The 22,009-nt window shown below is 63.2% G+C and carries 11 protein-coding genes and 1 pseudogene; 11 read left to right on the forward strand and 1 reads right to left on the reverse strand.

All coding sequences use genetic code 11. The features are described 5' to 3' along the window. Positions 1 to 59 precede the first annotated feature (59 nt). The 5 genes and pseudogenes from AB0N80_RS07255 to AB0N80_RS07275 all read left to right on the forward strand — a co-directional run. Positions 60 to 2,612, forward strand: a complete 2,553-nt coding sequence (locus AB0N80_RS07255) for a DEAD/DEAH box helicase family protein (protein WP_363578329.1) — start codon at positions 60 to 62, stop codon at positions 2,610 to 2,612. Beyond that, positions 2,609 to 4,624: an N-6 DNA methylase gene (locus tag AB0N80_RS07260; protein ID WP_363578330.1), complete on the forward strand. Its 2,016-nt coding sequence runs from the start codon at positions 2,609 to 2,611 to the stop codon at positions 4,622 to 4,624. The genes AB0N80_RS07255 and AB0N80_RS07260 overlap by 4 nt, the downstream gene beginning before the upstream one ends. A 36-nt stretch (positions 4,625 to 4,660) precedes the next feature. Continuing rightward, positions 4,661 to 6,250: a serine/threonine-protein kinase gene (locus AB0N80_RS07265; protein WP_363578331.1), complete on the forward strand. Its 1,590-nt coding sequence runs from the start codon at positions 4,661 to 4,663 to the stop codon at positions 6,248 to 6,250. A gap of 16 nt (positions 6,251 to 6,266) precedes the next feature. After that, positions 6,267 to 7,373 carry a DUF3644 domain-containing protein gene (locus tag AB0N80_RS07270; protein WP_363578332.1) on the forward strand — a complete coding sequence of 369 codons (1,107 nt, stop codon included), beginning with the start codon at positions 6,267 to 6,269 and terminating at the stop codon, positions 7,371 to 7,373. A gap of 447 nt (positions 7,374 to 7,820) precedes the next feature. Beyond that, positions 7,821 to 8,138, forward strand: a pseudogene (locus tag AB0N80_RS07275) (hotdog domain-containing protein); the annotation flags it as partial. Here AB0N80_RS07275 and AB0N80_RS07280 read toward each other — a convergent pair. Continuing rightward, the gene (locus AB0N80_RS07280) at positions 8,110 to 8,763 is read right to left on the reverse strand and encodes a helix-turn-helix domain-containing protein (protein WP_363578333.1); all 654 of its coding nucleotides are present in this window, start codon (positions 8,761 to 8,763) and stop codon (positions 8,110 to 8,112) included. The pseudogene AB0N80_RS07275 and the gene AB0N80_RS07280 sit on opposite strands and share 29 nt — an antisense overlap. A 154-nt stretch (positions 8,764 to 8,917) precedes the next feature. On the opposite strand from AB0N80_RS07280, the gene AB0N80_RS07285 reads away from it, so the two are divergent. The 6 genes from AB0N80_RS07285 (at position 8,918) to AB0N80_RS07310 (ending at position 21,933) form a co-directional block, all read left to right on the forward strand. After that, positions 8,918 to 10,276 (forward strand): MFS transporter, encoded by a 1,359-nt coding sequence (locus AB0N80_RS07285; RefSeq protein WP_363578334.1) that lies wholly within the window; start codon positions 8,918 to 8,920, stop codon positions 10,274 to 10,276. Beyond that, on the forward strand, positions 10,273 to 12,930 hold the full coding sequence (locus AB0N80_RS07290; protein ID WP_363578335.1) for a family 78 glycoside hydrolase catalytic domain: 2,658 nt from the start codon (positions 10,273 to 10,275) through the stop codon (positions 12,928 to 12,930). Before AB0N80_RS07285 ends, AB0N80_RS07290 begins: the two co-directional genes overlap by 4 nt. A 22-nt stretch (positions 12,931 to 12,952) precedes the next feature. Next, the gene (locus AB0N80_RS07295; RefSeq protein ID WP_307213470.1) at positions 12,953 to 14,188 is read left to right on the forward strand and encodes a family 1 glycosylhydrolase; all 1,236 of its coding nucleotides are present in this window, start codon (positions 12,953 to 12,955) and stop codon (positions 14,186 to 14,188) included. Further along, positions 14,185 to 15,012, forward strand: a complete 828-nt coding sequence (locus AB0N80_RS07300) for an SDR family oxidoreductase (RefSeq protein ID WP_307213469.1) — start codon at positions 14,185 to 14,187, stop codon at positions 15,010 to 15,012. The genes AB0N80_RS07295 and AB0N80_RS07300 overlap by 4 nt, the downstream gene beginning before the upstream one ends. A 928-nt stretch (positions 15,013 to 15,940) precedes the next feature. After that, positions 15,941 to 17,440: an ATP-binding protein gene (locus tag AB0N80_RS07305; protein WP_363578336.1), complete on the forward strand. Its 1,500-nt coding sequence runs from the start codon at positions 15,941 to 15,943 to the stop codon at positions 17,438 to 17,440. A 317-nt stretch (positions 17,441 to 17,757) separates the two neighbouring features. Beyond that, entirely contained in the window at positions 17,758 to 21,933 is a 4,176-nt protein-coding gene (locus AB0N80_RS07310; RefSeq protein WP_363578337.1) for a family 78 glycoside hydrolase catalytic domain, read from the forward strand. The last annotated feature ends 76 nt before the right edge of the window (positions 21,934 to 22,009 follow it).

The following is a 22,009-nucleotide window of genomic DNA, read 5'->3' on the forward strand; positions in this document are numbered from 1 at the left end:
TACAGACCAGCATGGTCTGGTATTAGGTATCGGGTCTGGTTTGTGCCACTGTTGACGGTGTGACCCTCAGTGAGCGCGAGACGCGCACCCAGCTGATCGATCCCCAGCTCGCGGCCGCCGGATGGACCGACGCGCTCGTCGAGCGTGAATACCAGTACCGGCCGGGACGGCTGCGCCTGCTCGGTGAGCAGACGGTGCGCGACGAGGCTCAGTTCGTCGACTACGTACTCCGTGCTGAACCCAGAGGTGCGATCCTCGCAGCACTTGAAGCGAAGGACGAGGAGCACGCTCCGGGTGCTGGTCTCCAGCAAGCCCTGTCGTACGCGCATGATGTAGACGCCCCCTTCGCTCTTTCGAGCAACGGCCACGGCATCGTGGAGCAGGACACTCGGTCGGCCGCTGTCCGCCGTCTTGATTCGTTCCCCACGCCAGCGGAGTTGCTTGCTCGTTGGCGGGCGGAGCGCCCCACGCGGGGTGAGTTCATGATGTCGAGGTCTGGCGAGACGGTTCCGAACCCGCTCCTCCAGCCAGCCTTCGCTATCCCAGGGGCGCCGTCGATGCGTTACTACCAGGAACGCGCCGTGTCGTCCGCGATCGAGCAGATGCTGCTCGGTCGCCACCGTGCGCTGCTGTCCCTTGCTACCGGGACCGGGAAGACCTTTATCGCCTTCAACCTGGTCCACAAGCTCCTCACCAGCGGATACGCGAAGCGTGTTCTTTTCATCGCGGACCGCGTCAGCTTGCGCGACCAGGCATACAACGAGTTCGGCGGCCTTGGCGACCGTCGCGGCGTGGTCATCAACGGTCAGGTGCCGTTGCAGCGCGACGTGCACTTCGCGATCTACCAGTCGCTCTATGCGGACGGCCCCGACGGCACAAAGGTTTTCGAGCAGTATCCTCGCGACTTCTTCGACGTCGTGATCATCGATGAGTGCCACCGCAGCGGATATGGCGACTGGGGTGCAGTTCTCGACCACTTTGACAGCGCGTTCCACCTTGGCATGACTGCTACGCCGAAACAGGACGACTCGATCGACACCTTCGCCTACTTCGCAGCCGAGAACCTCGACGTCGACGGCCAACCTAAGCCGGTCTACGAATACTCGCTTGGTCGCGGAATCGACGACGGATTCCTCGCTACCTACAAGGTCCTTCGCGTCAGCACCACGGTGGACGAGGGGCTCGTCATTGACGATGAGGTCGAGCGGGGCGCCGAACTGATCGTTCCTCAAGGTACGACGCCGCGCGATACCTACGACATGCGGGAGTTCGAGCGCGCGATCGTCGTTCCCGACCGCACGCGGGTGTTGTGCGAGCACCTCGCAGGAGTGCTCCGAACGCACGGCGCCCTCGATAAGACGATGATCTTCTGCGTCACGATGGAGCATGCCGAGCTGGTTCGTAGCGAGATGCAGCGACTCCTCGGATCGGAGACGGGCAAGAACCTCTACGCGGCGCGCATTGTGAGCGAGGAACGCGACGCACTGCCATTGCTGGAGCAGTTCCAACTCGCGAGCAGCACGGAACCCGTGGTGGTCACTACTGTCGATCTTCTCTCGACGGGTGTCAACGCACCCTCAGTCCGCAACATCGTCTTCATGAAGCCGATCGGCTCCGTCACGGTTTTCAAGCAGATCATCGGGCGTGGCAGTCGCTTGGACGAGTTCACCAACAAGACTTTCTTCCGGGTTATCGACTACACGAATGCGACCCGGCTGTTCGACGATTGGGATCTACCGACCCTTCCGGTACTCGCGGGGCCGACCACAGGTGTCCGCTCAATCGCCGGCGTTGTACAAGACGAGGAGTCTGGTGACCTCGTTCCGGGCGCAACAATCTCGATCCGTCTGATGGGGCGCCTGTTGGCCGAGGACCGCTCGAACGATGATGGCGCGTTCGAGATCTCGGATCTGCCAGCCGCCGTTGTCGATGTCTTCGTGACCGCTGCGGGGTTCACCCGCCGACAGCTGCGCGTCGATACGACGGACGATGAGGCCGATCGGATGGTGGTCGTTCTCCGTCGACCTTCACAAGGAGACCGACGCGTTCGGATCTCCGGGGTGGACGTGTCGATCGCGGATGAGGTCGAGGTCGATCTCGGCAACGGGAACGTGCTGCAGTCGGGGGAGTACCTCGCGCGCGCTCGCGGAGTGATTGCCGAACGAGTTCCCGACGTCGCGAAATTGCGGCACATCTGGCAGGAGCGCAATCAGCGCGCCGACCTAGAGGAGTACCTGGCTGTCCGCCAGATCACTCCGGAGCTCCTCGGGCTCGTTCTGGGGCGTGTCGACGTCGACGCTTTCGACCTGCTCGCCAATGTCGCGTTCGACATCATACCGCTGAGCCTTGAGGCTCGCGCGACCGCGGCCCATCCGCGCATCATCTCGGCGCTGCCGCACGTGCCGTCTGACTTCGTGACGGCCGTACTCGACAAATTCCGTCTCGGTGGCGTGGCGGAGGTTTCCAGTAGCGAGCTCTTTAGCCTGACTCCGTTCACCGGTGAGTGGGGCGGCGTACTGGGCGTAGCTCGCCTGCTCGGTGGAGTCGAGGCTGTGTCCGCCTTCCTTCAGACCGTTCAAACTACCCTCTTCGATACAGAAACCGAATCATGACGCTCTCCGAACTCCAGTTCAAGATCAAATCCGCCTCCGACAAGATGCGGGCAGACGACAACACCAAAAACGCGCTCCGCTACCTCGAGCAACTCACGTGGCTCCTGTTCCTAAAGGTCTTCGACTCGCTCGAGGAAGAGCGCGAGACGATCGCAAAGATTGACGGAAAGACCTACCGCCCGCTGCTAGAGGAGCGATACCGATGGGGTAACTGGGCTCGCGAGCGCGACCTCACTGGCGATGCCCTCATCGAATTCGTGTCGAGCCGCCTGCTGCCGTACCTCCGCGGTCTGGCGGGTAGCCCCCGTGCAGAGCGGGTCGCCGCGATCTTCGCCGAGATTCGAACGGTCATGAAGTCCGGTTACTCGCTCAAGGAAGTCGTCGCGATCGTCGATTCGATCGACTTCCACTCCCTCGACAATCATCACGCGATGAGTGTCATCTACGAGACGCTGCTCGGGCAGACCGCGGATGCAGGCTGGTCTGGTGAGTTCTACACACCGCGCCCGGTGGTTGATTCGATGGTGCGGATCATCAATCCACAGCTGGGGGAGCGGGTCTACGACCCGTGCTCGGGTTCAGCCGGATTCCTCGTCGGCTCGGCAACACACATGGCTCCGCAAAGCAAGACGTCCGAGCAGCAAGAGCAGTTCAACGCCCACACCTTCTACGGCCAAGAGTCCGGCGAGATCGCCGCGCTCGTCGGCACGATGAACCTCATCCTCCACGGCGTCGACGACCCGCAGATCGTCCGTCGAAACACGCTCGAACAAGACGCCCGGAACTTCAGCCCGAGCGAGCAGTTCAACGTAATCCTCACCAACCCACCGTTCGGCGGAACGGAGAACCCGCAGGTCCAGCAAAACTTCCCTAGTAAATCCGCTGCCACCGAGCTCCTGTTCCTCCAGCACTGCATGGCGAAGCTTCGCGACGGCGGCCGTGCGGCGATCGTGCTGCCGGACGGGATCCTGTACCGCACCGAGACGGCCTTCTCCACCGTTCGCCGCCGCCTTGTCAATGAATTCAACGTGTCTGCAATCGTGCGACTCCCGACCGGCGTTTTCCCAACCGCGGCCGACACTCGCACGAACTTGATCTTCTTCAGCAAGGCAGGCCGTACGTCCACAGTTCGCTACTACCAGGTGCCGTCCCCGGCAGGAAAGCGGTCGTACAGCAAGACCAACCCGCTCACCGCTGAGACTCTCGCCGGCGTGGAGGCCTGGTTGATCGAGGGCGACGCAGACGAGTTCTCGTGGGAGGTGGACTACGACACCATCGTCGAGCGCGGCTATGACCTGGATATCCCTTGGCCGGGAGCGGGCAGTATCAGTGACGCTTCTGCCGCCGGCGACCGACTCGAATCCCTTCATGCGCGACTTCACACTTTGGTCGAGTTGACGGAAGCGCTCGCCAACGCCCACAGCAACCTCTCTGCCTACCCTCTTGGGACACCTACGGAGATTGGGCCCTGGATTGTGGAGGCGGGCGAGCGCGCGGGAAAGCGAACGCCCGATCGCTTCGTTGGTGTGAGTAACGAGGGTGGCCTCGCGCCGTTCAAGGGATCTCCCGCGAAGGACACCGCGCGCTACCGTGAGATCCGCCCCGGCGACTTCGTGTTCAACCCGATGCGCGTCAACGTCGGATCTATCGCACTCTGCCGTCGCGAGGACGAGGCCGGATGGGTCAGCCCGGACTACACCGTGTTCCATCTCTCAGAGGACGCGCCCTTCGACGCCGAGTACCTACTCATGTACCTCAAGAGCGAGCAGGGTCGAGCTGAGATCGAGCGAGAGAGCCGTGGAGCGGTGCGCCGCCGCCTCTACATCGAGGGTGTGCGAAAGATCCTGATGCCGATTCCCGCAGACCGCGAGTCCTGGAGCGCCCTCATCGGTGCCTTCGCCTCCGTGCGTCGCCATCTTCGGGACCTCCCGTCCGGTGCGTTCGGCGCGCTAGCCGCCTTTGAGGCTGCGGCGTTCGGCCCGCGAACGACGAAGCAACCGACGGTCGAGTAAAGGTGTACTCACCGTAACCAATAGTGATAAGGTTAAGTGTCGGAAACCATTATCGGAGGCTTGATGCGTCTGGGCGGGTCGAGCGAGGTCGCGAAGGAACTCGGTGTGTCTGCAGCGAGGGTCACAGTCCTCCGGCAGCGGCCCGACTTCCCTGATCCGATAGGAGAGATTGCGCAGGGCCCGATCTGGGATCTTGACGTTATCCATGCGTGGCGGAGCTCAGGTCTGCGTACCGTGAAGGCCGGACGACCCAGCGCCGCCGAGGCGCGTCGGACTCTTGGAGCCCGCTTCCTGCTCGAGCTTCCCGAGATTGGGCGGGGCGGCTTCGCCAATGTGTACCGAGCGACGGACAAGAAGACGACTGACCCGGTCGCCGTGAAGATGCTCCACGACATCGCCGGTGTTCACGAGGAGGCGATCAAACGCTTCCGACGGGAGCTCCGCATGATGGAGCAGCTCTCTCACGCCAACGTCGTACCTGTCCTCGCGCAGGGCGTCGCTGACGACGGGCAGATTTGGTACGCGATGCCCCTGGCTCAGGGGAGTCTGAGCGACTATGTCGCGCAGATCGACGGGAACCCGCCCCAGATCGTCGAAGTGATGCGCCAGATCTGCGCGGGTCTGGAGTACATCCACGAGCAGGGCATCTGGCACCGCGACCTTAAGCCCGGTAATGTGCTCCGTCTCGAGTCTCGTGATGGCGACTCCGACAGCTGGGCGATATCGGACTTCGGACTCGCCGTTCAGGCCGAGCGTGATACCGATCCGCTCACGTCGACTGCGCGGCAGGGTCTTGGATCATGGGTGTATACCGCGCCCGAGCAGTGGAATAGCGCTCGGGACGCGAACGCTGTCTCGGACATCTACAGCCTCGGCAAGATCCTGCAGGAACTCACAACGGGGGAACTCCCCGTGAACGCGGAGATCCCGCCCGGGGGTGTGCTGCGCCCCGTTATTGAGAAGGCGATAAGCAACGATCCTTCTGCCCGTCATCAGTCCGTGCGCGAGTTTATGGAAGCGCTGGACCGCGCCCTCGGCACCAAGGCAAATCACGAGGCGTGGGAATCTCGTTCCGAACAGGCCGAGCGGCTTCGCGACCGGGTCCTACGGCGACCGACCGCGGAGGACCTCGAGCAGGTACTCGATTGGGCGCTCTCGCTGAATGAGCGAGACGAGGACGACATGAAGGCGCTCGTCCGCGTGCTTCCCTGGATGAACGTCAACTCGATCAAGCTGCTCTGGAAGCAGGACCGCCGGGCGTTCGGACGTGTCATCGAGCGCTTCGCTACCTACGCAGGTGAGAACAGCTTCAGCTTCGAGTACTGCGATACGCTCGCCGATTTCATGCGTCGATTGATCATCGCGACCCGGGACTCCAGAGTGCTCGGGCAAGTTGTCGCGGCCCTTGCGCGCCTTGGCGCGAACCATAATCGATGGCACGTCCGGGACGTTCTCGTTGCCATGCTGCAGGACATCAAGACGCAGGAGGATGCAGCCGCCGCAAGCGAGGCGCTCCGATCCGTACCGTTGGATGCGCTGATGTTCTCGGTCACCGACTTCACGTTGCGGAGTATGCCGGCGGCCGTGAGAAATGGAATTGGCCCGCTGTTGCAGGCGGCATCGTGAGACGGGACCAGATCACATGAAGCTTCGCCAGAGCGCCCGCATCCTCAAAGGCAAGGCCCTCGCGTCCGTGCGCGCAAGCGTTATCGCGTTCAACGGGCTCGACGAGGACGGTCGCGTCACGAACGTCCTCCTGCGGATGCAGCATGCCTTCGAGATGCTCATGAAGGCCGCGCTCAATCAGCAGGGCGTCACCGTGTTCGACAAGAAGAGCGGCAAGTCGATCGGGCTCGATCGGGCATTGAATCTGGCGCAGAACGACCCCAAGATCAAGCTCACGAATGACGAAGCGGGGCTTATCCGCACGCTCGATGGCATGCGCGACGAGGAGCAACACTGGTACACCACGGTGGATGAGGGCATCCTCTACATGCATGTCCGAGCGGGCGTGACTCTGTTCGACGATCTGCTCGACCGCGTGTTTGGAGAGCGGCTCGGCAATCACATCCCTCGGCGTGTTCTGCCGATCGGGGCCGAACCGCCGAAAGACTTTCAGTTGCTCGTCGACGAAGAGTTCGAGCGCGTTCGCGAGCTCCTTAAGCCAGGTCGACGCATGGGAGCTCAGGCACGAGCGAGAATCCGCACATTGCTCGCGATGGAGGCGCACTCTGACCCGGACACAGTCGTCTCTGATAAGGACGTAACCCGAGTCGTCAAAGGAATGAATGAGGGTAAGTCGCGGGAGCAGGTGTTCCCCAAGCTCGGCGGAGTGAGCGCGAATGTCAGTGGAGAAGGCGTCGAGTTGGAAGTCCGCTTCGTCAAGAGCGGCGGGATGCCTGTGACCTACGTGAGCGATGGAGCTGATGCCTCAGCCGTTCGCGTCGTCGATCTTCAAAAGAAGTATCACCTCTCCAAGTCGGACCTGGCCAAGAAGCTAGGAGTGACTGAGCCGAAGGCGACAGCCCTGCGACGCCACGTCGGCGCTGATACGGACCCCGATATGTCCAACACATTCCACATGGGCAAGGTCCGCTACCTCGGCTACTCTGACAACGCCTACAACGCGATGCTCGCCGCGCGCGATGATCTCGACATTGATGAGATTTGGAAAGCGCACCGCCCGACGAACCAGCCGGCGCCGATCTGCACACAACCCGGTTGCGCGAGCGTGGCTGCGGCTGCATGAAGGTCTCCGCCGCGCGCGCGTCTCGCCGAGTGATTCACTCACCATTTCATTGACGCCCGCGGCCACGGGCCGCACGGTGTTCTCATGAAGCCAGCGACCTCGGACGAGGTGTTCGAACACGACGGCCTGCTCTGGAAGCGCCGACCAGGTGCGCAGTCCACCTTCGCCAAGCTCGCCGCAGCGCGGAGCTTCTTCTTGGAAACAAACGAGGCGGCGCGATGGAACCCACGGCTCCGAGGCGACCGCGCCGCCGAACTCGATGCGGCGATGGCAGTCTTGCAAGAGTGGACGCGCGCTGAGCCGGACTTCCGGCAATGGACGGAGCAAGAGACCCAGCAGAGGCTTGACGAAGGCGACCGGGCCCGTGCCGCCGCGCGCGCTGAGGAGGAAGCACGCTGGGAACGGGACAAGGCGCTTTTTAACGCCGACCTGTTCGCAGAGGTTGACGTGGCGGCCGCTGAGGAAGTCGTCACCTTCCGGTCGCGCCGTTGGGTACGTCCCGAGGACCTCAACGCTCACGGCACACTGTTTGGAGGGAGCCTTCTTCGTTGGATCGATGAAGAAGCAGCGATCTACGCGATACTGCAGATAGGGAACCCGCGTGCAGTCACTAAATTCATGTCTGAGATTGATTTCGTGAGTTCTGCCGTGCGGGGAGATCTTATTGAACTCGGTATACGTGCAACCCACTTCGGCCGAACCTCTATCACAATGCGTGCGGAGGTGCGCAATATGGTTACCCGGGCACAAATCCTTCGAATAGAGCTTCAGCGGGCTGAGTCGTCGCGATCAAGCGCATGAAGCGTTCGAGCAAGGGCAGGATGGTCCGGTCGGGGTCGAGAAGCGCTTGGATGCGGAGGCCGTCGATCATCGCCAGAACCATGGTGACCTTATCGTCCGCGGATAGCTCGTCGTGATCGAGAGCGGTTTCGAGTCGGCCTGAGGCGAAGTTAGCGCGCATCTTGTCGCGTCGAGCCAGGAAGAATGCGTGGGCCGGGTGGTCCGGATTGGTCGCTGCCACGGTGATGGCCAGCCAGTTGCGCTGCATCTCCGGATGTTCGAACTCCTCGCGCAGCACCGAGGTCAGTACGCGCTCGGCTGAGACTTTCGACTCCATGATCCGTCGAGCAAGTTCCTCGTCCTGCTCGTCGCGCCGCGCGAGCGCGGCCAGGAGAAGTTCATCCTTGCTCGCGAAGTGGCGCAGGAGTGCTGCGTGCGTCACGTTGGCGCGGGCCGCGATGTCGCGAAGTGAGGAGCGTTCATATCCGTGCTCGGCGAAGCTTGCGGAGGCCGCCTCGACGATGGCGATCCTCCGTGCGGGCGTCGTCGCGTAGGGTCCCCGCTTGGCGCGAGTGGGCGCTGTCGCCGGCCGTTCCTGCGTTGCGCTCATGGTCGCTCCTCGGGCTCGTTCGGTGCACTTGCTAAGTGTAACCAGGTCGGTTACATTCTGCGAAGAGTTACCACGGTGGTCACTTTTGCGGTGGTTCATCCGCTGCTCGCCCTTGCGAAGCCGCGAGGGGCGTCACCTTGATGAAGGAGTCATAGTGCCGAACAACGATCCGAAGGCTCGCGCCCTGGCCGATGGCTTGGCGGCAGCCGAACCGCTCCCCGGCAACGAGACAGCGCTCGAGGGAGACGGTCTGCCCCTCGCGACGGCACCGGGGGAGCCAACGACGCCGATGAGCCGGTCGTACATCTTCTGGCTCATGTTGGCGAGCTTCGGAGCATCCATCGCAATGATGGTGCCGCTGTCCTACGGCATCGCTGTACGGATCACCGAACTGGCCCCCGGGCATGAAGAGGTGCTCGGATACATCACGGGGACGGCGCAAGCCGCCTACCTCGTCATCAGCCCCCTGGTCGGCATCTGGAGCGACCGCACGCGGTCGCGCTTCGGGCGACGTTCGCCCTTCATCTATCTCGGACTCGCCATCGGTGTTGTCGGGGCCGTGGTCATCGGGCTCGCCCCCAACCTGCTGATCGTCGGTGCCGGATGGGTGCTCGGAATGAGCGGGTGGTCGATCGCCGGCGCCGCATTGCAGACGCTGCAGGCCGACAAGCTCCCCGAGAAGCAACGCGGGAAGGTCGCCGCTCTCACGGGTCTGATGACGCAGGTGGCCCCGGTGCTCGGTATCGGCATCGCCTACGCGGTGTCGTCGAGCACGCTGCTGATCTTCCTCGTGCCCGGTGTCATCGGTGCCGTGCTGCTCGCCCTCTTCCCCCTCATCAAGCCGGAGGGCAGCTCGGTTTCCCTCGCCCGCTCGGGCGAGATGACGCTGAAGTCGGTGGTCTCTAGCTACGGCTTCAACGCGCGCAAGTATCCCGACTTCGGATGGAACTGGGTCGGCCGCTTCGTCTTCTTCGTCGGCTTGTACTTCAACACGACGTTCGGGACGTTCTTTTACTCGCAGCGTCTCGATCTGCCGGTGAGGGAGGTGGCGGGCATCGTCGCCACCGTCGGCATGATCGGCGTCGTCGCGGCTGCAGCCGGTGCGATCGTCGGCGGATTCCTCTCCGACAAGCTGCAGCGACGCCGACTGTTCGTGATGCTCGCGGCGCTGCTCTTCGTGGGCGGCGCGGTGGCCGAGGCGACGGCATGGTCGCTCCCGCAGATCATCATCGGGGCTGTGCTCATGCAGCTAGCAATCGCCGTCTTCGCCACGGTGGACCAGGCGATCATCTACGCCATCCTCCCCGAACGCGATCAGGCCGGGCGGTACATGGCGGTGACGCAGTTCGCCCAGAAGATCCCCAGCGCCGTGGCGCCGCTGATCGCGGGCGTCGTCATCACCATCGGCGCGGTGGGTGCGGAGAAGAACTACACGCTGCTCTACCTCGTCGGAGCAGCCTTCGCCCTGATCGGTGGTCTGCTCATCCTGCTCAAAGTGAAGTCCGTCCGATGACCGTCGAGTACGTTCCCCACGCGCTGTCCGTCGATGCCGGCGGCGATGACATCGTCGTCACCGACGGCGAACCGCGCCTGTCATGGATGCACGACGGCCCCGCCGGCGCGCGATACGAGGTGGAAGCGCGTGTGGACGACGGCGACCCTTTGTACGCCGAGGTCACGGAACAGCGTTTCGTGCCCTGGCCCTTCGCGTCCCTTCACAGTTGCGCGCGGGTCGTGTGGCGGGTCCGGTCGGTGGGGGCTTCGCAGTGGTCTAAGCGATCGTCGTTCGAGGTCGGGCTCTTGGATGCCGACTGGACGGCATCCTGGATCTCTCCCGAGGCGGACGCCGTCGAGGAGTACGGCACGCGTCCCGCATTCCTGCTCTCCCGGGCCTTCGAGCTGGATCGGACGGTCACGCGTGCGCGCCTCTACGCCTCGGCACTCGGGGTCTACACCGTCACCGTGAACGGTCGACGGGTGGGTTCGGACGAGCTCGCGCCCGGGTCGACGTCGTACGACCGCACGCTCTACGCGCAGGCGCACGACATCTCCGCTCTGTTGCGACCGGGGTCGAACCGCATCGAGGTCGAGCTCTCGGACGGCTGGTTCCGCGGGCAGGTTGGGGCGTTCCGACTTCCCGCGCAGTGGGGGACCGTCACCGGCGTGCGCGCTGAAGTGCACGTGGAGGGTTCCGACGGTGCATCGACGGTGGTCGTGACCGATGAGACGTGGTCTTGGGGCCGGTCGCGTATCACGCGAGCGGACCTCATGGCGGGGCAGTCGGAAGATCTGACGCAGCAGCCGTCAGCCTCCCGACCGGTGGCTGTGGGACGGGTCGAGGCGCCGCCCATCGAGTGGTCGCCCGCCCCGCCGGTGCGGGTCGTCGCGCAGCGCGAGGTGGTCGTTTCGCGACGTATCGCGGATGACACGTGGGTGCTCGACTTCGGCCAGAACGCGTCGGGGTGGCTCAGGATGAGCGATCTCGGGCGCCCGGGCACCCGCACGGTCATCGAGTATGGGGAGCACCTCGACGCGGGGGGCGACCTTTCGACGTCGCACCTCGACTCCGCTCGGCCCGGGGAAGCGCCGATCCCCTTCCTTCAGCGAGACGAGGTCATCGCGGGCGGGGGCGATGAGGTCTTCGAGCCACGGCACACCGTCCACGGGTTCCAATACGCCAGAGTCACGCGAGCAGGCGGCGCCTTCGACCCGACCACCGCCACCATGCAGGTGGTGCACACCGACCTCGTGCGGGTCGGCGACTTCGCCTGCAGCGACCCCGATCTCAACCGACTCCACGAGATCGCCCGCTGGAGCTTCCTGGGTAACGCCGTCGACGTCCCGACGGACTGCCCCACCCGGGAGCGACTCGCGTGGACCGGCGATTACGGTGTCTTCGCGCCGACGGCCACGCGCCTGTACGACGTGCGCGGCTTCACCGCCAAGTGGCTCCGATCGGTGCGAGACGACCAGCTCGACGACGGACGCATCGCCAACTTCTCTCCGGACGGGCGTCAGATCAAGCGCCATCTCGATGACCAGTTCGCGATGATGACGGGTTCTGCGGGATGGGGCGATGCCATCGTCTCCGTCCCGTGGGAGATGTACGCGGCGTACGGCGACACCAAGCTCCTCGCGGACAACTTCGAGGCGATGACCCGCTGGGTCGAGTGGGCGCTCGAGACCGCCCGGTCCGCTCGCCACCACTCGCGCGCCCAGGGTGAGGACAGACCCTTCGATCAGTTCCTGTGGGACGGTTCATTCCACTGGGGGGAATGGACAGAGCCGAAGCAGCGCGACGCCGAGGGGCGGCTCATCGACCCGCTCGGCCACGACCCCCGGGCCTGGTTCATGGCAGACAAGGGCGAGGTAGGGACGGCCTACCTCTTCCGCTCGACGGCCACCCTTGCGCGCATCGCCGACATTCTCGGTCGTCACGACGAGGCGATGAGATACGCGTCGATCGCGGACAGCGTGCGCGACGCCTGGCGCCGCGCGTACCTGCGTCCCGACTCGACGACGGTGGCAGACACCCAGGCCGCGTACGTGCGAGCGCTGGCGTTCGGTCTCATCCCCGAGGAGATGCGAGATACCGCGGTCGAGCGACTCGTGGAGCTCATCGAAGAAGCCGGCACCCATCTCGGGACGGGATTCCTCTCGACGGGCGATCTGCTTCCCGTGCTTGCGGATGCGGGCCGTGCCGACGTCGCCTACGCCCTTCTCGCACAGCGCACCGCCCCATCCTGGCTGTACATGGTCGACAAGGGCGCCACGACGATCTGGGAGGACTGGGAGGGGATTGACGAGAACGGCGACGCCCACGACTCTCTCAACCATTACAGCAAGGGCGCGGTGGTGCGGTTTCTGCACACGCACACCCTCGGTCTGCGTCAGGACGACGACAGCACTGCGTGGGAACGCCTGGTCGTCCAGCCGGTGCCCGGTCCGACCGTCACGTGGGCGCGGGGCAGCCATCTGGGTCCGCGCGGTCCCATTGAGGTGGAGTGGCGGCGCGACGAGTCCGACTTTCACCTGCACGTCCAAGTCCCGCCCGCAACGATCGCCCGGGTGATCTTGCCCGACGGCCGCACCCACGTGTGCCAGGCGGGTCGGCATGACTTCGCCAGCACGGTGCCCGCTTCCGAACTCCAGCTCAGCGCGCGCTGACCTCCCCGACGAAAGAGACGACATGACTGAATTCCCCGACGGCTTCTTGTGGGGAGCCGCGACCGCAGGCCACCAGATCGAAGGCAACAACGTCAATAGCGACTGGTGGGCCCGCGAGCAGATGATGCCCGGAATGGAGCTCTCCGGAGACGCGGTGGACAGCTACCACCGGTACCGCGAGGACATCAGCCTTCTCGCCGGCTCCGGCCTCGACTCCTACCGCTTCAGCCTCGAATGGGCCCGGATCGAACCCGTGCGCGGTTCGTTCTCGCGAGCCGAGCTGGCCCACTACCGGCGGGTCATCGAGTTCTGCTTCGAGAACGGTGTGACGCCGGTCGTCACCCTGCAGCACTTCACGACACCCAACTGGTTCGCGCAGGCCGGCGGCTGGGACGCCCCGGAAGCCCTCGACCTCTTCAGCGCCTTCGTCGAACGGGCGTGCGACATCCTCGATGGCGTCGAATGGGTCGTGACCATCAACGAGCCCAACATGCAGGCCGCCATCATGACCGCGATGCGGCGCTTGCAGAGCGGCGGTGGATCGTGGACGAGTCCCACCGTGGAGGCCGAGGGCGACCGGGAAGAGAAGCAGACGCACAGCGACTTCTTGACGTACGCCGACCCGGAGATCGGCCGCACGTTCACGCGCATCCATCACGCGGCGCGCGATATCGTCCGTCGGCGCACGTCGGCGAAGGTCGGATGGACGATCGCAGCGGGAGCCCTCACGGCGGCACCGGGCGGCGAGCGGAAGCTCGAGGAGATCCGGTACGGCAAGGAGGACGTCTACTGGGAGGGGAGTCGTGAAGACGACTTCGTGGGCGTCCAGGCCTACTCGTCGCAGCAGGTCGACGCGAACGGCCTCGTTCCGCACCCCTCCGCGCCCGACAACACCCTCGTCGGCACCGCCTTCCGCCCGGATGCCCTCGCAATGGCGGTGCGGCATGCCTGGAAGGTCAGCGAGCACACCCCGATCATGGTCACGGAGAACGGCATCGCGACGGCCGACGACACGGAGCGGATCCGATACACCTACGAGGCGCTGCGGGGCCTCGCGCAGGTGATCGACGAGGGGATCGACGTGCGCGGGTACCTGCACTGGTCGTTGCTCGACAACTTCGAATGGGGCCATTGGGAACCGACATTCGGTCTGATCGCCGTCGATCGCGATGACTTCACGCGTCACCCCAAGCCGAGCCTCGCCTGGCTGGGATCCGTCGCCCAGCGCAACGCGCTCGCCCAGGCGGTGACAGCGTGACGTTCCCGTTCGCCGATGTCTCGGCCTCTCCTCTCACGGCTCTCCTGTCGTTGACCGGGCGTCGCGTCGTGGTGACCGGCGGTGCGCAAGGACTGGGCTTCGCGATCGCTCGCCGGCTCGCGGAGGCAGGGGCCGCCGTCGCCGTCGCCGACCTGCAAGAGGATCGGGCGCGCGCAGCGGCGACGCAGCTAACCGCCGACTTCGGCATCGACGCCATCGGGGTCGCGATGGACGTCGCGTCCTCGGCATCCGTCGACTCCTCCGCCGCCGCCGTCGTCGAACGCCTCGGAGGCATCGACGTGTGGGTCAACAACGCGGGCGTCTTCCCGAGCGCAGCCCTCGGCGAGATGAGCGACGAACACTGGGACCAGGTGTTCGCCGTGAACACCCGAGGGGTGCGCAACGGGGCTCGAGCGGCAGTGCGGACGATGGCCGACGGAGGGGTCGTCGTGAACATCGTCTCGACAGCGGGCTTCCGCGGCGTGGCGGCGGGGATGTCGGCATATGTCTCTTCCAAGCACGCCGTCCGGGGTCTCACCAAGCAGCTCGCACTGGAATTGGCCCCGCGGGGAATCCGCGTGCTCGGCGTTGCCCCCTCGTACGTGCCGACGGAGGGGAACATCGCGGCGGCGGCGGCCGCGATGGCCGATCGCGCGGGGGAGGCCGGCGACCCGTCCACCGTGCCTCAAGCGATGACGCAGAGTCTGATCGGGCGACTCGGAACACCGGACGACATCGCCCGCGTGGTCCTCTTCTGCGTGAGCGACCTCTCGTTGATCATGACGGGAAGCACTCTGCTCGCCGACGCCGGCGAGACCATCTGATGGCTATCACACCACCCATCGACCAGGACACAGCTCGGACGTTCGCCTGCGGCGAAGCGGTGCGTTGAGCGGTGACCTCCCAAATCGGGCCTGCTGGGTGACCGCTAAGTTTCCCGGTTTGCTCCTGACATCCGTCGCACCATCAACTGGTGCTTAACCGGTTTCTTGCGCAGAAGGTCGCGGGCCTCTTAGCGGGATCTGCCGTCACGCGAATGCTGCTCGATACCGGCTCGGATCCCACTTTGGCGGACGCCGTTGCAGCTGACGTCGAACTAGGTGGCGAAGGCTGCGAGGTACGCGCTGTTGGTCTATAGCGCGGTGACTTGACGGACCTGGTCGTCTGCGAGCGGCTGACAGCGCAGCTGGGCGTCTTCGTCTCGGAGCAGTTTCAGCAGGCCGCCGTTAGAGAGGGTGTACTCGGTAAGCAGAGTGACGGGGTCGTCGCGTCGGACTGATCCTTCTTGACGATCTCAGCGACGAGCGCAGGATCGAGTCGCCGCCGCAGGAGCCCAGGCGACCGCTCTGGGGGTGAGATTGAGAGAGCCTTATGCGGTACTAGGCAAGCTAATTTGAGCAGTTCGACCGGGGGTGGCGGCAGAAGTACCGATCCGTTCGAGTTGCGGTGGGCTGGACCTACTTCTGGGGGAGGGCTCTGGTGTCATCTCACCGCTGGCGCGTGACCGAGGTTCCGTCTAGGCCAGCAGCGGCCGCGCGTGCGGGGCCCCACCATAGGGGGCGACTCCTATATAGTTCTCCAACTGCGTGTGCGCGCGCAGGCCGTACACGCTAGAGGGGACACATTGGGGTGCCGCACACGCTAGCCATTTCATCCGACCGATGGCCGCGTCTCGGTCTTCTGGTCAGGACTCAGTTACCGGTCACCGTCTGTTCTGCGCTCATTGTGGCGGTCGCCTTGAGTTGCGGTTTAGTGATCGACCGACTGCCGCTTTGTGCGGGGGCTGGCCTCATTCTCTTGGCGACCGTCGCTAGTGTTTCGATGCCGTGGGAACGAATCCATGTTCGTTGGCAGTCAGTCATGGCAACGTTGAATCTGACCGGGGTTGGCTATCTATCGGCGGCGCTTTACCCGGAGCTGCAGGCCTCTGCCGCGCTGGCAAGCGTGCCGGCCGTTTGGCTGGCAATGGTTGGCGGGCGACTGGGTCTCGTGGTAGCGATCTTGGGGTCATACGCAATTGCGTTCGCCCCTCTCGTTCTCGTCGGAGGGAATGAAGGAGAATTGGCCTCAGCGATGGCCTTTGCGGTCGTCATACCGCTCTCCGCCGTCCTTGGCTATGTAATCGCTCGTCGCTATCTTCGCGCTAGCGCTGAACGTGACAGCGCTATTGCAAAACGGAGTGCCGCTTTGGATGATGTCGAACGGCTTTCGCTCATCCTTCGTTCATTTGCTGACACAGTCAATGCAGGGATACTCATCCTCGACGTCGACAGAAAGCCACTCCTCAAGAATCAGCGCCTCAGCGTTCTGGGTGGCTACTCGGGAGGCGCATCGGAGCGTACGGACAGTCAGATATATGGCAAGGACCAATCCACGTTATTGCCCGAGGACGCGCAACCTCTAAATCGCTTCCTCGATGGACGCGAGATCGACTCGGAACTCATCTGGGTAGGTCCGCCGGGGGATCAGTCTGCGATTCTCGTATCTGGCCGTCAGTTGCGTCGCGAAGACGCTTCCGACATGGGTTCAGCACTCATCGCTCAGGATGTGACGGAGATTGTGAGAGCGGCGCGCGAACGAGAAGATGCGATGGCGACGCTGTCTCATCAGCTGCGCACGCCGTTAACCTCGATCGTCGGCTATGTCGACATGATTGTCGACCGCGAGGCTGCCCCGGAAGTGCGCGGTCCCCTCCGAGTTATCGCGCGCAACGCCGAACACTTGATAGCGCTCAGCTCATCGATGCTGAACGGCATGCGGGACCTCACGGAGGCGCGGATAGAGCGGTTGGATTTGAGTGACTTGATCGAGTCTGGCGTCGACGTCGCCCGAGGAACGCAAGACGGTGTCGCACGGAAGTGGATCGTCGACGTGCCCGCAAGCCTTACAGGTCTCATGGATAGAGACGGGTTTGTCGAGGCGCTGGGGAATGTGCTAGGTAATGCCGTGAAGTATTCACCTGGGGGCAGTACCATCAAAGTTTCCGCCGTGGTTGCGCACTCTTTCGTCGAGGTCTCGGTGGGAAATGATGGGCCGTCCATCGAGCCACTCGACATGGAACGGATCTTCGACCGCTTCTACCGCGGAACGAATGTCAAGAACAGTACTCCGGGTACGGGGATTGGACTCGCGGTCAGTCGGTCGATAATGAAGGCGAGCGGCGGTGCCATCACCGTCGCAAACACGCCGTCGGGCGTCGCCTTCACGTTGCGCATTCGCGCCAGCGACGGAATGGCTGAGCAGCTGGGGTGACTCAAGCGGTGCGGTCAAGTGTAAAACCCGGGTCGAAGTCGCAGGAATCGGTCGGGAAGATGCTGCCGCATGGCCGCGGTCTGGTGCTGGGCCAAGGTGAGGAGCCGCGCCTCGAGGTGCTACCGATGCGGTGACGCGCCACGACCGTTGACCGTCCTCATGCTCATCGAATGCCGCCGGTCGTCGGCGTCGTGAAGTGCGTCGTTGGTGGCTGCCACGTGTCTCTCAAGCTTCCGTCTTGATCATCGGTGATCCCGGCAGCGGACGCCCGCACCAGTAGTCGGCTTGCTTGAGTTCGACGCGAAAATTCCTAGACGATGGCGATGTTCTTCAGGTTCGTTGCCCTCATGCGCAGTCCAGTGTACATTCGACGCAACCTGAAACGTTTCACCGGACGAAGGAGCCCGTTGATGAAACTAAGCCTGCGCCGAATCGGTGTGTTGACTATGGCCGTCCTGCTCGCGTCAGTGACCGTTCCTGGCGTGTCCCCGCTGTCGGGTGGCGATGTGGCTGTGGCGATGGAGTCCTCGGAGGCGCCAGAATCGCTGACTGTCAATCAATTGCCCTCACCCCGCGATGTCGCCGATCTGTCGGCACCCCTACTCGGATGGCGCGTGGGCTCTGCACGTCAGAGCGCCTACCAGGTACAGCTCGCGTTGAACGAGTCTGATCTGTCTAGCGCCCCAGTTTGGGATTCCGCGCGAGTCGAATCTTCAGCCAGTACCAACGTTGCCTACGCCGGTCCCGCTCTCACGCCTGCGGAAGGATACGTATGGCGGGTCCGCACCTGGGATGGCGATGTTGTGTCCCCGTGGTCCGCTCCGTCTCGCTTCGGGACGGCAACGGATGAATGGACGGGAACGACACCTATTTGGGCCCCGAACGCAGCCACATGGTCGGATTACACCGTGGAGGGCGATTTCCGGGTGGAAGCGCAGAACGCAACGATCGTTCTGCGAGCTCGGGATTCAAGCAACTATCTAATGTGGCAGTTTCGTGGGAACGGAGCCAATACTCTTGCGCCACACACCCGCGCGGGAAACTCGTTCACGCAGCTGAAGTCTGTCCCGTTGGGCGAGTCTTTGATCAATGGCACCACTTACAGGTTCAAGATCATTGCGTCCGGAAACCGCATCAGCACGTTCCTCAACGACCGAAAGATCGACGAAACGGCCGTGCCTGACTCTTACGCGACAGGTTACTTCGGATTCCGCACCGGAGGCTCAGAAAGAAATTCCTGGGATAATCTTCGGGTGACTTCAGCGGATGGTGGCTCTCTGTACTCAGACAACTTCGACGCTGCGTCCGCGGATTTTCCGTGTGCATTGACGGTGGACGGCCGCCTTGCCGTAGGGTCCGGTCAGAACTGCATTTACTCGGCGGGGTCCACCGACTGGGCTTTCTTCCGCGGTGATGTAGACATCGCCGATAAAGATATTGCTTGGGCTACTGTTTACGCCACCGCAGCTTCTACTGCACCCACCCGTCAGTTCGTGTACAAGATGTGGTTGAACGGGGAGTTCGTCGGCCTGGGGCCGACGCAGCCGATTGCGCGTGAGACGAGGTACGACGGCTTCGACGTGACCGGCCTCCTGCGACGCGGGACAACCAACAGCCTCGGTGCTCTCGCCTACACGACGACTGACAAGCGCTTTCAGTCTCACCTTGTGGTCGAGTACTCCGATGGTTCCCGCGAAACGTTCGGTACGACGACGGATTGGAAAACGCTCAATGGCAGTCGGGTATTCCCCGCGGCCGGCAGTATCGGCACCCAATACTTCACAGCTCCGAAAGAAAACATCAATGCCGCGTCATACCCCACTGGGTTCTCGGAGCCTGGCTTCGACGACTCGCGGTGGACGCGGGCTGAAGCCAAGAACGTTTTCTCCGATCTCGAAGCAACTCCGACCGCCAAAGTGACGCAACAGTTGCAGCTGCCCGAGCGGATCGTCGAGAAATCGCCGGGCAACTACTTCCTCGATTACGGACGTACCTGGATCGGCGGGCTGAGCCTCGACCTCGAAGGAGTCAATGGTCAGATCCTTGACCTGCGTTTCGGTGAAGTGCTGTCCGCTCCGGAAACCGTGCGATTCGCGATGAACACCGGCAACACCTACCAGGACAAGTGGACTCTTCGCGACGGACGTCAGCAGCTCGAGACGTGGGGAATGCGAGTATTTCGCTACGCGGAGGTCCAAGGGGCCCCGACAGGTCTGACCGCAAACGACTTCCCTGCGCTGGCACAAGTTTATCCGTTTGACCCCGAGGGTGCAGCGTTCTCCTCGTCCGATGACAACTTGGTCAAGGTGTGGGAGCTGTCACGTCACACGGTAGACGCGACGAACCACAACCTATATGTCGACTCCTGGACGCGAGAACGCGACGCCTACGAAGCCGACTCGTATCTGCAAATGATGGCGAACTTCTACGTTTCAGACGATCCCACACTCGGCAATTACTCGTTGGAGTACCTTCTGACCGGTCGAACGTGGCCCACGGAATGGCCCATGTATACCATCCTCGCGTTCCACGACAGTTACACGCAAACTGGTGATACCACTGCGTTGGCCCGAAATTATAACAGTCTCAAGGCAAAGCTTCCTACTCGCTGGGTTGAACCAAGTACAGGTCTGATTCGCAAGAACTCCGGATCGAACGGAGCCAACAGCTGCACGGATTGTGACATCGTCGACTGGCCCGGCAGCGAGCGGGACGGCTACGTCTTCCGGCCGTACAACACGGTCATCAACGCCATAGGCCATCAGAGCTACGTCGACATGGCTGCTATCGCGACCGCGCTGGGTAAAAATGACGATGCCGCAGAGTTCACCGCGATTGCCCAACGTCTGCGTTCGGCGGCCAATGAGCGTCTTTTCGACACAACGAAGGGGGCATGGCGCGACGGGCTCAATGCCGACGGCTCATCGATCGATCATTTCGCGATCCAAGCAACGGTATTCGCAACGGCCTTTGGTCTTGCCGACGAACAGCGCGCGGCGCAGGCTGCGTCATACATCGAGTCGCGGGGAATGGCATGCAGCGTGTACTGCGCGGCCTTCGTCCTTGAGGCGCTCTACGACGGGGACCGAGCCGATGTTGCGCACGCGATGCTTACGAGTACCGGACTGCGAAGCTGGATGAACATGATAAACAAAGGCGCGGGGGCGACCGCTGAAGCCTGGGACTCTACTCTTAAAGGTAATCTGACGTACTCTCACCCTTGGGCTGCATCGCCGGCGTACAACATTCCGCAAGGCATGTTTGGAATTCGCCCCACAGTTCCGGGCTATGCGACCTTCGACGTCCGTCCCCAACCAGCCGCTGTCGAATGGGCATCAGTTCGACTACCCACCCTGAAGGGTTCGATTGGCGTCGCCCACCACACTCACGACGGGCGAACCGACATCGCTGTCCACGTCCCTGGAAACACCGTTGCGCGCGCCTTCGTTCCTGGAGCAGCCGAAGATCGCGAACCGATTGTCTACCTGGACGGTCGTGCGACCCCGGCGACATGGGAACGCGGGTATCTGCGGGTGGACGATGTGCCCGCCGGTTGCCACGTGCTGAGCCTTGAGCCCGGCACCGGCCCGCGGACCGACGAGCGTCTGCTTGATGCGTGCCCGGACGGAGGCCCGACCTCACCAATGGACGAGACTGCTCCGATCATCACCGGCCTGCCCGACACCGGATCTCTGATCCCGGACAACCAGCCGCTGAAGATACTCGCCACGGATGACGGGTATGGTGTGCGCTCGTTCACCGCGACCGTCGACGACCAAGTGGTCGACGCCACCCAATCGATCGATCTCAAGGGTCGTCGAGGGGATGTTGTCATCACCGCGCGCGCCGTCGACAATGCTGGGCTCAGCACCGAGGTCACCACCACTGTGACCGTCTTCCCTGAAGAAGGCAGCAAATCCGCACCCGGAGTCGGCGTGCTTTCGACCGACCAAGGCCACACAACAGGTCTGCGTGGCGGTACCTATAGCGTCGTGATGGATATGTGGTGGGGCTCAAATGGCGGCATGTTCCGGCTGTATGAGAACGGCAAACTTATCGCGACCGATTACCCCAGCCCAGAGACGCCGAAGGCGCAGAAGGTGAGTGTATTGGTCGAAGGTAAAGCAAACGGTACCTACACGTACACTGGTGAGCTGATTAATGCCAGAGGCTCAACGGCAACGAAGTCTTTGGTCGTCCAGGTGACTAATGCCGCCCCAGGCAAAGCCGTCCTGAGTAACGACAACTGGGATGGAGACGGTGCCTACACTGTCACGGGTAATATGTGGTGGGGGACGAACGCTACCTCGTATCGTCTTCTTGAGAATGATGTCCTCATCGACGAGAAGTCACTCACATCCGCTACGCCGGCCGCCCAGAAGACGACCACATTCGTCACCGGTCGGGCAGCAGGAAGTTATCGCTATACGCTGATCTTGGTGAATGCTGTGGGGGAGACTTCATCCGAGACCATGGTGGTGAAGGTGAAATAACAGCTCACGGCCAGCTCACCTCGGCGATTCGTATCACGCGAACCGACTCGCCGAGGTGAGCGGACGCCGGAGCTCC

The organism is Microbacterium sp. NPDC089188, from assembly GCF_040685155.1.
In the GTDB taxonomy this organism is placed as follows: domain Bacteria; phylum Actinomycetota; class Actinomycetes; order Actinomycetales; family Microbacteriaceae; genus Microbacterium; species Microbacterium galbum.